The sequence below is a fragment of the Enterococcus sp. AMC1251 genome (assembly GCF_058216535.1).
In genome coordinates this window covers 2,137,472-2,150,596 of the sequence record NZ_CM177098.1, presented here as the reverse complement: position 1 = coordinate 2,150,596, position 13,125 = coordinate 2,137,472, and the positions used below count along the sequence as shown (strand labels likewise).

General features: G+C 37.4%; 11 protein-coding genes. 8 read left to right on the top strand and 3 right to left on the bottom strand.

Annotated features, from left to right (window positions below):
• Window positions 1–25: 25 nt before the first annotated feature.
• From purM to purD, 4 genes are read left to right on the top strand one after another with little or no spacing between them, the layout of a single operon-like run.
• Window positions 26–1,066, top strand: a complete 1,041-nt coding sequence (gene purM, locus AC4BBR_RS10160) for a phosphoribosylformylglycinamidine cyclo-ligase (RefSeq protein ID WP_490459438.1) — start codon at window positions 26–28, stop codon at window positions 1,064–1,066.
• A gap of 2 nt (window positions 1,067–1,068) precedes the next feature.
• Window positions 1,069–1,653: a phosphoribosylglycinamide formyltransferase gene (purN, locus tag AC4BBR_RS10155; protein ID WP_490459437.1), complete on the top strand. Its 585-nt coding sequence runs from the start codon at window positions 1,069–1,071 to the stop codon at window positions 1,651–1,653.
• Window positions 1,650–3,191 (top strand): bifunctional phosphoribosylaminoimidazolecarboxamide formyltransferase/IMP cyclohydrolase, encoded by a 1,542-nt coding sequence (gene purH, locus AC4BBR_RS10150; RefSeq protein WP_490459436.1) that lies wholly within the window; start codon window positions 1,650–1,652, stop codon window positions 3,189–3,191. Before purN ends, purH begins: the two co-directional genes overlap by 4 nt.
• A gap of 12 nt (window positions 3,192–3,203) precedes the next feature.
• Complete coding sequence (gene purD, locus AC4BBR_RS10145; protein ID WP_490459435.1) at window positions 3,204–4,484, top strand: phosphoribosylamine--glycine ligase; 1,281 nt, start codon at window positions 3,204–3,206, stop codon at window positions 4,482–4,484.
• Between the two features lie 71 nt (window positions 4,485–4,555).
• On the opposite strand, the gene AC4BBR_RS10140 is transcribed toward purD, so the two are convergent.
• On the bottom strand, window positions 4,556–4,942 hold the full coding sequence (locus tag AC4BBR_RS10140; protein WP_490459434.1) for a hypothetical protein: 387 nt from the start codon (window positions 4,940–4,942) through the stop codon (window positions 4,556–4,558).
• A 36-nt stretch (window positions 4,943–4,978) separates the two neighbouring features.
• Window positions 4,979–5,647: a DNA/RNA non-specific endonuclease gene (locus AC4BBR_RS10135; RefSeq protein ID WP_490459433.1), complete on the bottom strand. Its 669-nt coding sequence runs from the start codon at window positions 5,645–5,647 to the stop codon at window positions 4,979–4,981.
• 159 nt (window positions 5,648–5,806) lie between these two features.
• Here AC4BBR_RS10135 and AC4BBR_RS10130 point away from each other — a divergent pair, with 159 nt between their 5' ends.
• From AC4BBR_RS10130 to floT, 4 genes are all read left to right on the top strand, one after another.
• Window positions 5,807–6,508, top strand: coding sequence for an ABC transporter ATP-binding protein (locus AC4BBR_RS10130; protein ID WP_490459432.1), 702 nt, complete (start codon window positions 5,807–5,809; stop codon window positions 6,506–6,508).
• A gap of 3 nt (window positions 6,509–6,511) precedes the next feature.
• Entirely contained in the window at window positions 6,512–9,943 is a 3,432-nt protein-coding gene (locus AC4BBR_RS10125) for an ABC transporter permease (RefSeq protein WP_490459431.1), read from the top strand.
• A 389-nt stretch (window positions 9,944–10,332) separates the two neighbouring features.
• Window positions 10,333–10,857, top strand: a complete 525-nt coding sequence (locus AC4BBR_RS10120; RefSeq protein ID WP_490459430.1) for an NfeD family membrane protein — start codon at window positions 10,333–10,335, stop codon at window positions 10,855–10,857.
• Between the two features lie 20 nt (window positions 10,858–10,877).
• Window positions 10,878–12,356, top strand: coding sequence for a flotillin lipid rafts scaffold protein FloT (gene floT / locus AC4BBR_RS10115; protein WP_490459429.1), 1,479 nt, complete (start codon window positions 10,878–10,880; stop codon window positions 12,354–12,356).
• A gap of 47 nt (window positions 12,357–12,403) precedes the next feature.
• Here floT and AC4BBR_RS10110 read toward each other — a convergent pair whose 3' ends face one another.
• Entirely contained in the window at window positions 12,404–13,009 is a 606-nt protein-coding gene (locus AC4BBR_RS10110; RefSeq protein WP_490459428.1) for an FUSC family protein, read from the bottom strand.
• Between the last annotated feature and the right edge of the window lie 116 nt (window positions 13,010–13,125).

The following is a 13,125-nucleotide window of genomic DNA, read 5'->3' as shown; positions in this document are numbered from 1 at the left end:
CATGAATCGTTAGGAGGAAATCATAATGGCAAATGCCTATGCAAAAGCGGGCGTTGATGTTGAAGCAGGTTATGAAGTGGTAGAAAGAATCAAAAAACATGTTAAACGTACGGAACGTATCGAGGTGATGGGGGCACTCGGTGGTTTTGGCGGATGTTTTGATTTGAGTATGGTGGAAGTGAAGGAACCTGTTTTAATTTCGGGAACAGATGGAGTGGGGACAAAATTAATGATCGCAATTGAAGAAAACAAGCATGACACGATTGGGATTGATTGTGTTGCAATGTGTGTGAATGATATCGTTGCTCAAGGGGCAGAACCGCTTTATTTTCTTGATTACATTGCGACAGGCAAAAACAGGCCAGAGCACTTGGAACAAGTGGTAGCAGGTGTAGCTGAAGGTTGTCTTCAGGCAGGAGCAGCTTTGATTGGCGGTGAGACTGCGGAAATGCCAGGAATGTATAGGGACAATGACTATGATTTAGCAGGATTTGCTGTTGGAATCGCTGAAAAAAGTCAATTAGTTACAGGGAATAATATCCAAGAAGGAGACGTTCTTCTAGGGTTAGCATCGAGTGGAATTCATTCAAATGGGTATTCTCTCGTACGTAAAATTTTCTTTGAAACCCGTCAACTTACTGGGGAAAGTATGATTCCAGAATTAAATGAAAAGCGATTAAGGGATGAACTTTTGACCCCAACCAAAATTTATGTGAAGACGATATTACCGCTAATTAAACGGGAATTAGTGAACGGAATTGCTCATATTACAGGTGGTGGCTTTGTGGAGAATATTCCCCGAATGTTACCAGAAAACGTATCAGCAGAAATACAGTTAGGCAGCTGGCCGATACTGCCAATTTTTACAACGTTAGAAAAATACGGGCAAATTCCAACAATGGAAATGTATGAAATTTTTAATATGGGAATTGGAATGGTATTAGCCGTTTCACCTGAAAAAATTGACGATGTTCGCACGATTCTAAGCGAACTAAATGAACCAAGTTATATTATAGGAACCATTACTGCAAAAAATAAACAAAACCTTGTTTTTAAAGAGGTGTAAGAATGAAATTAGCGGTGTTTGCCTCAGGGAATGGCAGCAACTTTCAAGCGATTGCAAAAGCTGTAGCCGTTGGAACAATTGATGCAGAACTTACGTTATTGTTTTGTGATAAAAAAGATGCCTATGTAGTGAAACGGGCACGATCAATGTCGATTCCAGTTAGTTCATTTTCACCACAAGAATTTGAGTCAAAAGCGATGTATGAGGCTGAAATCCTTCATTTACTTGAGGAAGAGCAAATTGATTTGGTGATTTTAGCAGGATATATGAGAATCATTGGACCAACTTTATTAGAAGCATATCCAAAGCAAATGATCAATATCCATCCTTCGTTATTACCACAATTTCCTGGACTACATGCGATACGAGATGCTTTTGATGCCAATGTACCGGAAACAGGTGTAACGATCCATTATGTGGATAACGGCGTCGATACTGGACCGATCATTGCACAAGAAAAAGTAGCGATCGAAGCCATTGATACGCTTGATTCTTTAGAAGAAAAAATCCATAATGTAGAGCACAAATTGTTTCCACCCGTCATAGCAAAACTTATAAAAGAGCAGCAAGGAGAGAGTATTTCATGACAAAAAAAAGAGCATTGATCAGCGTTTCAAATAAAACCGGAGTAGTCGCTTTCGCAAAAGGCTTGGTAGAACACGGGATTGAAATTATTTCCACTGGCGGAACAAAAGCAGCACTTGAAAAAGAGGGAATTCCTACGATTTCCATAGAAGAGGTAACGAATTTTCCAGAGATGATGGATGGTCGCGTCAAAACATTGCATCCAAAAATCCATGGTGGTTTGTTAGGCCGTCGTGACTTGACTAGTCATATGGAGGCGATGGAAACTTACGGCATTCAGCCAATCGATTTTGTTTGTGTGAACCTTTATCCGTTTAAGGAAACAATCTTGAAAAAGGATGTAAAAAAAGAACAAGCAATTGAAAATATTGATATTGGTGGACCGAGTATGCTAAGAAGTGCTGCGAAAAATTATGAATTTGTGACGGTTTTAGTCGATCCTAACGATTATGATCACGTGCTGAAAGAAGTTTCAAAAACAGGAGAGACTACTTTAGCAACGAGACAAAAATTAGCAGCAAAAGTATTTCGACATACTGCCGCATATGATGCGTTGATTGCAGACTATTTAACGGATGCAGTAGGGGAAAAAGAGCCTGACACCTTGACACTAACATATGAGCTAAAACAAGTATTGCGTTATGGGGAAAATAGCCATCAACAAGCGGCATTCTACCAAAATGCATTGCCTGTTTCATTTTCAATCGCCAGTGCTAAGCAACTGCACGGGAAAGAACTATCTTACAATAATATTAAAGATGCGGATGCAGCGATTCGAATTTCTAGAGAATTTGATCAACCAGCCGTTGTTGCAGTCAAACATATGAATCCCTGTGGCATTGGTATTGGTGGCACAATCAATGAGGCGTATCAATATGCTTATGAAGCAGATCCTGTCTCGATTTTTGGTGGAATCATCGTGTTAAACCGTGAAGTTGACAGCCAAACTGCTGAAAAAATGCATCAACTATTTCTTGAAATCATCATTGCACCAAGCTTTTCACAAGAAGCTTTTAATATTTTAAGCAGTAAAAAAAATCTTCGTCTGATGACATTAGATTTCTCTAAGAAGGATCAAGCGATAGAGGACGAAAAAGTTTCAGTTTTAGGCGGATTACTTGTTCAAAATCAAGACATTGTTCAGGAAAAAGCGGAAAATTGGCAAGTCGTTACTAAAAGACAACCAACGACTGATGAATTAAAAGCGCTAGAATTTGCTTGGAAAACAGTTAAGCATGTAAAAAGCAATGCCATTGTTGTAGCAAATAATCATCAAACAGTAGGAATTGGTGCAGGTCAAATGAATCGTGTAGGATCTGTGCAAATCGCAATCGATCAAGCAGGGGCAAAGGTCAATGAAGCAGTCTTAGCCAGCGATGCCTTTTTCCCGATGGGAGATAGTGTTGAATATGCTGGGAAACACGGCATTAAGGCAATCATCCAACCAGGTGGTAGTATTAAAGACCAAGAGTCGATTGAAATGGCAGACAAGTATGGAATCGCAATGGTATTTACGGATATCAGACACTTTAGACATTAAAAGGAGAAGCTGATGGGATTAACGATTTTAGTCATTGGAAGCGGCGGCAGAGAACATGCGATTGCACAAAAGCTGCTTTACAGTTCTAACGTAAAAACGGTGTATTGTGCCAAAGGGAACGCTGGTATGAAAAAAGATGGGATACAATTAGTAGATATTCCAGAAGACGATCATGAAGCATTAATCAAATTTGCGAAAGAAAATGGAATTGATTGGACATTTGTCGGTCCAGAAATCCCATTATTAAACGGAATCGTAGATGATTTTACTGCCGCAGGTTTACTAGCTTTTGGCCCTCTAAAAGCTGCCGCATTTATCGAAGGCTCTAAAGACTTCGCAAAAAAAATCATGAAGAAATATAAAATACCGACAGCGAACCATCAAACATTTTTTGACTTTGCTAAGGCTTGTGACTATGTCATTGAAAATGGGGCACCGATCGTTATTAAAGCGGATGGTCTAGCCGCTGGAAAAGGTGTCGTTGTAGCTGAAACCGTGGAAGAAGCAATAGAAGCATTAAAAGATATGCTTGAGGATAATAAATTCGGATCAAGTGGTGCAAAAGTAGCAAAAGTAGTGATTGAAGAATTTCTTGTAGGAGAAGAATTTTCTTTACTAGCATTTGTTCGTGACCAAGAAGTTTACCCGATGGTGATTGCCCAAGACCATAAACGAGCCTATGATCTTGATCTTGGACCGAACACTGGAGGAATGGGAGCCTACAGCCCAGTACCGCAAATTTCGGATGAAATAGTCAAAGAAGCAATTGAAACGATCGTAAAACCAACAGCACAAGGCATGGCGGCGGAGGGCAGATCGTTTACTGGTATTTTGTATACTGGATTGATTGCAACAGGCACGGGACCAAAAGTGATTGAGTTTAACGCTCGTTTTGGTGATCCAGAAACACAAGTTGTCTTGCAGCGGTTAGAAAGTGATTTTGCTCAAATTATTGATGATCTTCTGAAAGGCAAACAACCAGATATTCAATGGAAACAAGAAGGTTACAGCTTGGGTGTGGTTGTTGCAGCTGCTGGTTATCCAACGATTTATGAAAAAGGCTGTCCACTTCCAGATTTTTCTAGTTTAGAGACAGAGCAAGTTTATTATGCAGGAGTGAAAGAAGAGGAAGGACAACTCGTCTCAGATGGTGGACGTGTTTATCTTGTTGAAGCAAATGGGAAAACACTAAATGAAGCGAAAGAAGTTGTTTATAAAGTATTGGAAAAAGTTGAGACAAAAGGAACTTTTTATCGTAAGGATATTGGTTTTAAAGGACTAAAAAAGGGATAAGACAAGCTATATAAATAGAGGACGATCTAAAAACTCAATTTGTTTTTAGATTGCCCTCTATTGTTACCTACCTATTTATTTTCTGGTAAGATGAACGAGTGTATTTTTTCTTTTTCATACGCGATAAAAAAGTCTGGTAAAAAGAGGTCATATGTTTCAATATCAGATGTATAAAGTGAAACAGGAATCACAAATGTTTGATTTGTTGTGCCAGCAATATAGTCACCATCAATAGTTTGAGCGACAACTAAAAATGCCTCTTTTTTCCACTCAGAAATATCCTCTAAAGAAATCGTTTCAGCAGATGAGAGGTATTCGACGTTTTGCTCAAACTGTTTTTCTATAGTTTGACTAAAAATAATTGTATTTTCTTTATCCTGTTCATTGTCTAAAACTGCAGTTAAAAAAAATTTTGGATCTGTTGTTGTAAGTTGTTTTTTGATTTTGTTGAAATCCATTGGAAACCTCCTCGTATAATTTAAAAAAGGAATAATCTACCGTTCATTTAATATTGTAACGCGAAAATCGACCGTTGAATTTTCATCTAAACCTTTTGCTTCCAAATCAATTTGCTTGCACATTAATTCTGTTCCTTCATAGAGAGGTGTCACGCGGTAGCGAATGGTTTCGCCTTTATCTAATGCTTGACGAATCTGATTTTCATATTTGGTCATGAAAGGTGTATTTACAGGATTTTGGTAAAGTGTTGTGAGATTTCTTGCATCATCACCTGAACCACCAAGCTGACGACCAATCAAATGACCTCTCGAATGATACGTTGGTTCTAAACCCGAAACAAAACCGGGTGGGCGAATATCTTTATTCGCAGATGTTCCTGTGTTGACCATTGCAGGCTTTAATAAAGCATCCGCCCCCGTTGCTCGTCCGAGTGAATCTAACGTGTGATAATCAATCCACCCTTTTTTATTATCATCCAGTTCATCAGCCGAAAATGTTGCAGGACCAAGTTCTTTCGGTCCGGGATTTGTAGAACTAACTGATTTTGTTGTACTAGTTTTTGTTTGTTCCTGATTGTGAATGCCGAATATTCCCTGGACATTATCTGGAATTTGAACGCCAAATACACCTAAAACTAAAAGAAGTAAAGCTACTAATAAGGTAATTGCAGGATTAAATGGAGGCTTTTGTTTTTTTTTTGCCATTTCTTGACTCCTAACTATTATCAAAATTGTCGTTTATCCTAATTTAGACTCATTTATCTATTATACGAAAAAAAAACAAAAAATCAAAAAGCTTTTGACCTGTCAGAGGACTTGTTTGTCTTCTTATGATAGAATTCTTTCTAGAGGGGATTGAATTGAATGGCTTATATCGATGTAATAAATGAATATAAACGATACCATATGGGAGATACGACGATTGCGGCAAATGATGGTATTACCTTTTCAGTAGAAAAGGGGGAAGTTGCTGTTATTTTAGGGCCTAGTGGTGCAGGTAAATCAACAGTACTTAATATTTTAGGTGGAATGGATTCCTGTGACGAAGGGCAAATCGTAATCGATGGAACCGATATTGCTACTTTTAATGAAAAGCAATTAACTACCTATCGTAGAAATGATGTGGGCTTTGTTTTTCAATTTTATAACTTAGTACCTAATTTAACAACAAAAGAAAATGTTGAATTAGCCTCTCAAATCGTTTCTGATGCGTTGGATCCGGAAGAGGTACTGAAATCAGTTGGATTAGGTGCTAGAATGGATAATTTTCCAGCGCAATTATCGGGGGGCGAACAACAACGTGTAACGATTGCTAGAGCAATTGCTAAGCGTCCTAAACTATTATTGTGTGATGAGCCTACAGGAGCGCTAGATTACGAAACAGGAAAACAAATTTTAACGATTTTACAAGAAACAGCTCGCAATACTGGAACAACAGTGATTATCATTACGCATAACTCTGCAATTGCGCCAATGGCAGATCGTGTCATCCGTATCAATGATGCCAAGGTTCGAGAAGTAATAATCAATGAAGAGCCAAAACCTGTATCTGAGATAGAATGGTAGGTGATGAGGTTGAAAAAGACAGCGTTACTCAAAACGAGCTTTCGTGAAATTAAACAATCAAAAGCACGATTTATATCGATTGTCGGTATTATATTTTTGGGTGTCATGGTTTTTGTAGGGCTAAAAGCAACAGGTCCGGACATGACCCAGACTGCTTCGAATTATTATCAAAAACAAAAATTGCCAGATGCTCGAATCGTCTCTACTCTTGGTTTAACAGAAGCGGATGTACAAGAAGCCAAACAGGTCAAAGATGTGGATGTAGTTTTTCCTAGATATACAAAAGATATTGCCATCAATGAGAGTAACGTAGCGGTAAAATTTATTAGTTATGATCTAAAAGAAAAGCAGCCACTGAGTGATTATCAAACGGTTAAAGGCCGCATGCCTGAAAAAAGTGGGGAAATCGTATTAGATGAGCTTGCCCAACTACAAAGTCATTATAAATTGGGAGAAACACTGACCCTTTCAGAAGAAGATAACAAAGATAATGCATTAAGAAAAGAGCAATATAAAATTGTTGGATTTGTCAAATCACCAGAGTACATTGAAAATATGTCTAGAGGAAACACGACGGTTGGAAAAGGCTCATTAGATTTTTTTGCATTGATTCCTAAAGAGGATATGGATCTTTCAACCTATACAGAAATTCTTGTATCATTTAAAGGGCTTAACACTATAGACAGCTACTCCAAAGAGTATAAAGATAAACGAGAAAAAGCAGTCGCAGCACTCAAAGAAACTATGAAAAAACGCCCGGAACAACGCGTCGCAGAAATTCGAGAAGAATCAAAAACATCTTTTGAAAAAGCTCAAAAAGAGATTACAAATGGCGAAAATGCGCTGAAAGATGCTGAAAATAAACTGCAGACAAGCGAGCTAGAACTGGCGTCAGGAAAACAAGAACTAACAAAAGCCAAAGAGACTTACCAAGGACAAATAGCAACAGCAGAAAATGAACTTGCAGCGAATCAAGCAACGATTGCAACTGGAGAAGATGAACTTGCTGCACAAAAAAATTTATTAGAAACGAAAAAAAATGAATTGGCACAAGCTCAAACTCAAGTTACACAAGGCGAAAATACTCTACCTGCTCTAAAGCAACAACGTAATGAGTTAGCTTCATCGAACGAAGTACTGAACCAATTCGTTATTGGATATCAGAGTTTAGCTGCTTCTGTTGCTCTTTTAGATCGTGTGCCAGATGATTTATTAGCTGAAAGTGTTGTGGACGCTGCTCCTCAGTTACAGTCGGCAGTCCAAGTATTAGGCACACCAACAGAAATTTCTGCAGCAATCAATCAATTAATCGCTCAACCCGAAAGAGAGAACATTGCAATCGTTATGCAGACGATCAATGGCGCTTTAGCAAACTTGTCAATGCAGCAAACTGAAATAGCTCAAGACCTCCAAACGCTTGATCAAACTATTAATACAATTAATCAATCGATTACACAATATACGGAAGGGCAACAACAACTTGTAGCCGCTGAAAATCAACTTGCTCAAGCGCAAGCTCAATTAGCTTCTGGAAAAGAGCAGTTAGTAGCTGGACAAGCTCAGTTGGAACAAGCAAAAATTGATGGTCAAGCAAAATTAAATGAAGCACAAATGAAAATTGATGAAGGGCAAAATACCTATGATCAAGGACGAGCTACATTCCAAAAAAACAAGACAGAAACAGTAGAAAAATTAAACAAGGCCAAAAAACAGTTAGAAAAAAAACAAAAAGAATTAGCAGATTTAAATGCCGCAGAATATTATTATTTTACAAGAGATGATAATCCGGGATATTCAGAATATGAGGACAACGCTGATCGAATTTCTTCTTTATCTACAGTCTTTCCATTGTTTTTCTTTTTGATTGCGGCATTGGTTAGTCTAACAACTATGACACGAATGGTTGAAGAAAAACGAATGGAAATTGGTAGTCTGAAAGCATTAGGTTATCGAAATAGCGAAATTGCATTTAAATTTCTAGTTTATGCAACGATTGCTAGTCTGTGTGGCGCTATGTTAGGATTATTCGTTGGTTATTACTTATTTCCAACAATCATCTTTGATGCATATGGACAGTTATACAATATTCCTGACTTTGTAACACCTTGGTATGTAAGCTATAGTTTTATAGGACTCATCATCGCCGTTTTATGCACGGCAGGAGCTGCGATGATTGTTTTACGAATTGATTTGTTCAGTACACCAGCGAATTTATTACGTCCTAAAACGCCTAAAGCTGGGCAACGGATTTGGTTAGAGAGAATGAAGCCACTTTGGAAACGATTAAGCTTTATTCAAAAAGTCACAGCTCGCAATTTATTCCGTTACAAACAGCGAATGTTGATGACGGTTTTAGGTATAGCAGGATGTATGGCGCTAATTATTACAGGTTTTGGATTAAAAGATTCTATATCAGATATCGCGGAAGTGCAATTTAATAAAATCTGGCATTATCAGGCAATTGTGACATTTAAAGAAGACGCTTATACAAAAGATTCTCAAAAGTATCGTTCAGGGTTGGAGAAGGCTGATGGATTAAAAGAGGCGATGCCATTATATGTGGAATCTTTAAAAACAACTGACAAATCAAATGCCAAACAGGATGTTTCAATCTATGTACCAAAAAATCCGAATGAGATGGACCAATTTATTCTGTTTAATCATCGTCAAACGGGTGAAAAGTATCAGTTGACGGATGACGGAGTAATTATCAACGAAAAATTAGCTAAGCTATTTCACTATAAAGTTGGTGATACGCTTATTTTAAACGATAGTGATAATCAGAAATATAAATTTGAAATCAGTGCAATTGCTGAAAATTATACGGGGCATTTTGCTTATATATCGCCTAAATATTATGAAAAAATAGTCGGAAAAGTACCTAGTTATAATACTGAATTCTTACTCTTTGATCATACACCAAGTAAAAAAACTGAAGTATCAATCGGTAAAGAATTGATGGAAAACCCTAATGTTTTAAATGTTTCCTTCCTATCTATTTCAAGTGATGCGCTAGACGATACGATTCATAGTTTAAATATTGTCGTTTGGGTTTTGATCACAGTTTCTGGACTATTAGCATTTATCGTATTATATAATTTGACGAATATCAATATTTCAGAACGGATTAGAGAATTATCAACGATTAAAGTGTTAGGCTTTTACGACAAGGAAGTCACCATGTATGTGTACCGTGAAAATATTATTTTAACACTGATTGGTATATTCTTTGGCTGCTTCTTTGGTAAACTTGTTCATAGTTATGTACTGACAACGGTAGAAGTGGACATCCTGATGTTCTCACCGACCATTCATTGGCTGAGTTATCTCTATTCAGCATTGATTACGCTGTTGTTTACTTTATTAGTCATGTTCTTTATGCATAGAAAATTAAAAAAAGTCGATATGATCGAAGCGTTAAAATCAAACGAATAAAAGAGAAGAACGTCAAACACAGTAACGGCTTTTTACTCACCGTTTATTTAGATTCAGAGTGCGGAACAACACTGATTTTAGTTTTGTTCTGCACTTATTATAATTTTTGTGAAAACAATTACATTTTTTAAAGATTATATAAGATTCTCTGTCATTTTACACGAAGTATTGGTAAACTATAAGTATCTTCATAACGAATGTCGGGAGAGAGTGGGAAAATTGCTTAAGTAGAGCGACAAAAAAATGTGGGGCTAGGGAGTACTCTTATCATTAAAAAGAAGTGACGTAGAAATAGCGGACTCTCTACTAGCGTTTCGATCGCAACCAAATCTAAGTGTTAAAACACTAAGAGTTGAAGGTCGGACCAAAAAGGAGAAAGGAGTGAGAACATGATACAAGGGATTCCAATCGAGACAATTTATCTATATATATTAATCGTTTGTGCTGGAGTTGCAGTTTTGTTAGTGATTTTTGGTGATGTTTTTGATTTTGATGGTCCTATTGACCCAATGTTGGCTATTCCTTGGCTGGCTTTTGTATCGTTATTCGGTTATCTAGGGGAGCGACTGATAGATTGGAATCATCTCACGTTATTTCTAATCAGTGGCGCGGTTTCTTCCATTTTGGTATTTGTCTTGAATTTCTATGTATTGATGCCTATGAAAAATGCGGAATCGACTATTTCGATTTCTGAAAAGGATATGGAGGGCAATACGGCAACAGTTGTGACTCCAATTCCAGTCGGTGGAATGGGCGAAATTCAATTAAAAAGTGTTACTGGCTCAATGAGTCGACCTGCAGCTTTTTATGCCCCACAAGATCAACCGATTGAACGAGGAGCGCAAGTGCTGATTATTGAAATCAGGGAACGTGTATGTTACGTGGTTCCATATGAAGGAAGTATACAACTATAAAACATGAGGGGTAAAAGAGAATGGAATTAGGGATTTTAGGACCAATTGCTTTGGTTGTTTTTATTTTACTAATGTTATTGATTGTGTTTATTTCAAAATATCAAACAGCCAAACCAGATGAAGCGTTGATTATTAGTGGAAGTTATTTAGGCAGTAAAAATGTTCATTCTGATGAAAGTGGTAACAAAATAAAAATTGTACGTGGTGGTGGAGCTTTCGTACTGCCAGTATTTCAACGATCAAATCGGATCAGCTTATTATCAAGTAAATTAGATGTATCTACGCCCGAAGTTTACACAGAACAAGGGGTTCCTGTGATGTGTGATGGAACATCAATCATAAAAATCGGTTCTTCTGTTGAAGAAATTGCTACAGCAGCGGAACAATTTTTAGGCAAAACACGTGAAGAACTTGAAAATGAAGCTCGTGAAGTACTAGAAGGACATCTACGTTCGATTTTAGGTTCAATGACCGTGGAAGAAATTTACCAAAACCGTGATAAATTTAGTCAAAGTGTGCAAGAAGTTGCCAGTGTTGATTTAGCAAAAATGGGTCTGATCATTGTATCATTTACGATCAAAGAAGTTCGCGATAAAAATGGCTACTTAGATTCTTTAGGGAAACCAAGAATCGCTCAAGTAAAACGTGATGCAGATATCGCAGAAGCGGAAGCTTGGAAAGAAACACGTATTAAAAAAGCCGAAGCAGAGAAAGAATCACAGCAAGCAGAATTACAGCGTCAAACAGAAATTGCAGAAGCTTCAAAAGAAAAAGAATTAAAATTAGCGACGTATAAAGAAGCACAAGATATTGCAAAAGCAAAAGCTGACCAAGCGTACAATTTGGAAACAGCTAAAGCCCAACAAGACGTTATTGCCCAAGAAATGGAAGTTAAAGTCGTTGAACGTCAAAAACAAATTGAGTTGGAAGAAAAAGAAATCATTCGTCGCGAAAAGCAATATGATTCAGAAGTGAAGAAAAAAGCAGATGCAGATCGTTATGCGAAAGAGCAAGAAGCTCTGGCACAAAAAGCACGCGAAGTTGCGGAAGCCGAAGCAGAACGTTTCCGAGTGGAATCACTAGCGGAAGCCGAAGCGAACCAAACAAGGCTTGCAGGGCAAGCTGAAGCTGAATCCATTTTAGCTCGTGGTACTGCAGAAGCCCAAGCGAAACAAAAAATTGCGGATGCCTTCAAGGAATACGGTGAAGCGGCTGTCTTAAGCATGGTAATGGAAATGTTGCCGCAATTAATGAAAGAAGCGGCTCAGCCTCTTAGCAATATTGATAAAATCTCAGTTGTTGATACAGGAGGCGGTGGAGAAAATACTGGAGCTAACCGCATCACTAATTATGCAACAAATCTGTTAGCTGGAACACAAGAAACGTTAAAAGAAACAACAGGGTTGGATGTCAAAGATTTAATCGAAAATTTTTCTAAAAAAGGAACAAATAGTAACGTAAATTTTTATGGAGAAGATGCATCCAACGATAAAGAATAACGAAGAAGCTGCCGAAATTCTATTTTGATTTTGGCAGCTTTTTATACTTATTTAGGCTCATTATTTTGATTTTGAGATTCGATTCTTTCCTGTAATTTTTTTCTCAGCTCAATCAATTCTTGTTCTTTTTTTTCCAAGGATGCGATATCTTCATCGATTTCATGTTCTTTTTCAACTAATTTAGGTCTGAAAAAGAAATTCAATCCAATACCAATAAATGTTCCAATAAAAGTATCGACGACTCGTGAAAAAGCAAATTGAAAGGATTCTCCTTGCGGAATACTCAAAGAAATCAATAATAATGTTGCAATAGCTGAAATAATTCCAGAATTATTGTTCATCCCGTCGGAAATGACGATGACAACAATTACAAAAAACGGCAGTAAAAACAATTCAACTAAAAAATCATGTGAAAAAAGATCCTGGACTAGAAAATAGACAATTGCTAGTCCACCGCCTAAAGTATTGCCGAGAATTCTTGATTTTCCAAAAGTAAGGCTAGTTGTTAAATCTTGCCGTAAGGAGAAAACTGCAGATAAAGCGGCAATTAGTGGTGCACCTCTATCGGATACTTTAAATAAAATAATACATAGCATAACGGCTAGAGCTGTTTTCAAGGTACGCATGCCTAACCTAAAAGGACCGAGTTCCATTAGCATTCTCTCCCGTAAGTAACATTTAATGATTTTTCTATTTTATGATAACCGAAAAAGAGGTAAAATTACTAGTGTTAATACCAAAGATTAATTATTTTTTTAAGGAGCAATTA

Excerpts from the sequence above, each read along its gene's own strand:
- AC4BBR_RS10135 (WP_490459433.1), bottom strand. The coding sequence starts at position 5,647 with ATGGCAAAAAAAAAACAAAAGCCTCCATTTAATCCTGCAATTACCTTA.
- purH (WP_490459436.1), top strand. The coding sequence starts at position 1,650 with ATGACAAAAAAAAGAGCATTGATCAGCGTTTCAAATAAAACCGGAGTA.
- AC4BBR_RS10140 (WP_490459434.1), bottom strand. The coding sequence starts at position 4,942 with ATGGATTTCAACAAAATCAAAAAACAACTTACAACAACAGATCCAAAA.
- floT (WP_490459429.1), top strand. The coding sequence starts at position 10,878 with ATGGAATTAGGGATTTTAGGACCAATTGCTTTGGTTGTTTTTATTTTA.
- purM (WP_490459438.1), top strand. The coding sequence starts at position 26 with ATGGCAAATGCCTATGCAAAAGCGGGCGTTGATGTTGAAGCAGGTTAT.
- purD (WP_490459435.1), top strand. The coding sequence starts at position 3,204 with ATGGGATTAACGATTTTAGTCATTGGAAGCGGCGGCAGAGAACATGCG.
- AC4BBR_RS10125 (WP_490459431.1), top strand. The coding sequence starts at position 6,512 with ATGAGGTTGAAAAAGACAGCGTTACTCAAAACGAGCTTTCGTGAAATT.
- purN (WP_490459437.1), top strand. The coding sequence starts at position 1,069 with ATGAAATTAGCGGTGTTTGCCTCAGGGAATGGCAGCAACTTTCAAGCG.
- AC4BBR_RS10130 (WP_490459432.1), top strand. The coding sequence starts at position 5,807 with ATGGCTTATATCGATGTAATAAATGAATATAAACGATACCATATGGGA.
- AC4BBR_RS10120 (WP_490459430.1), top strand. The coding sequence starts at position 10,333 with ATGATACAAGGGATTCCAATCGAGACAATTTATCTATATATATTAATC.
- AC4BBR_RS10110 (WP_490459428.1), bottom strand. The coding sequence starts at position 13,009 with ATGGAACTCGGTCCTTTTAGGTTAGGCATGCGTACCTTGAAAACAGCT.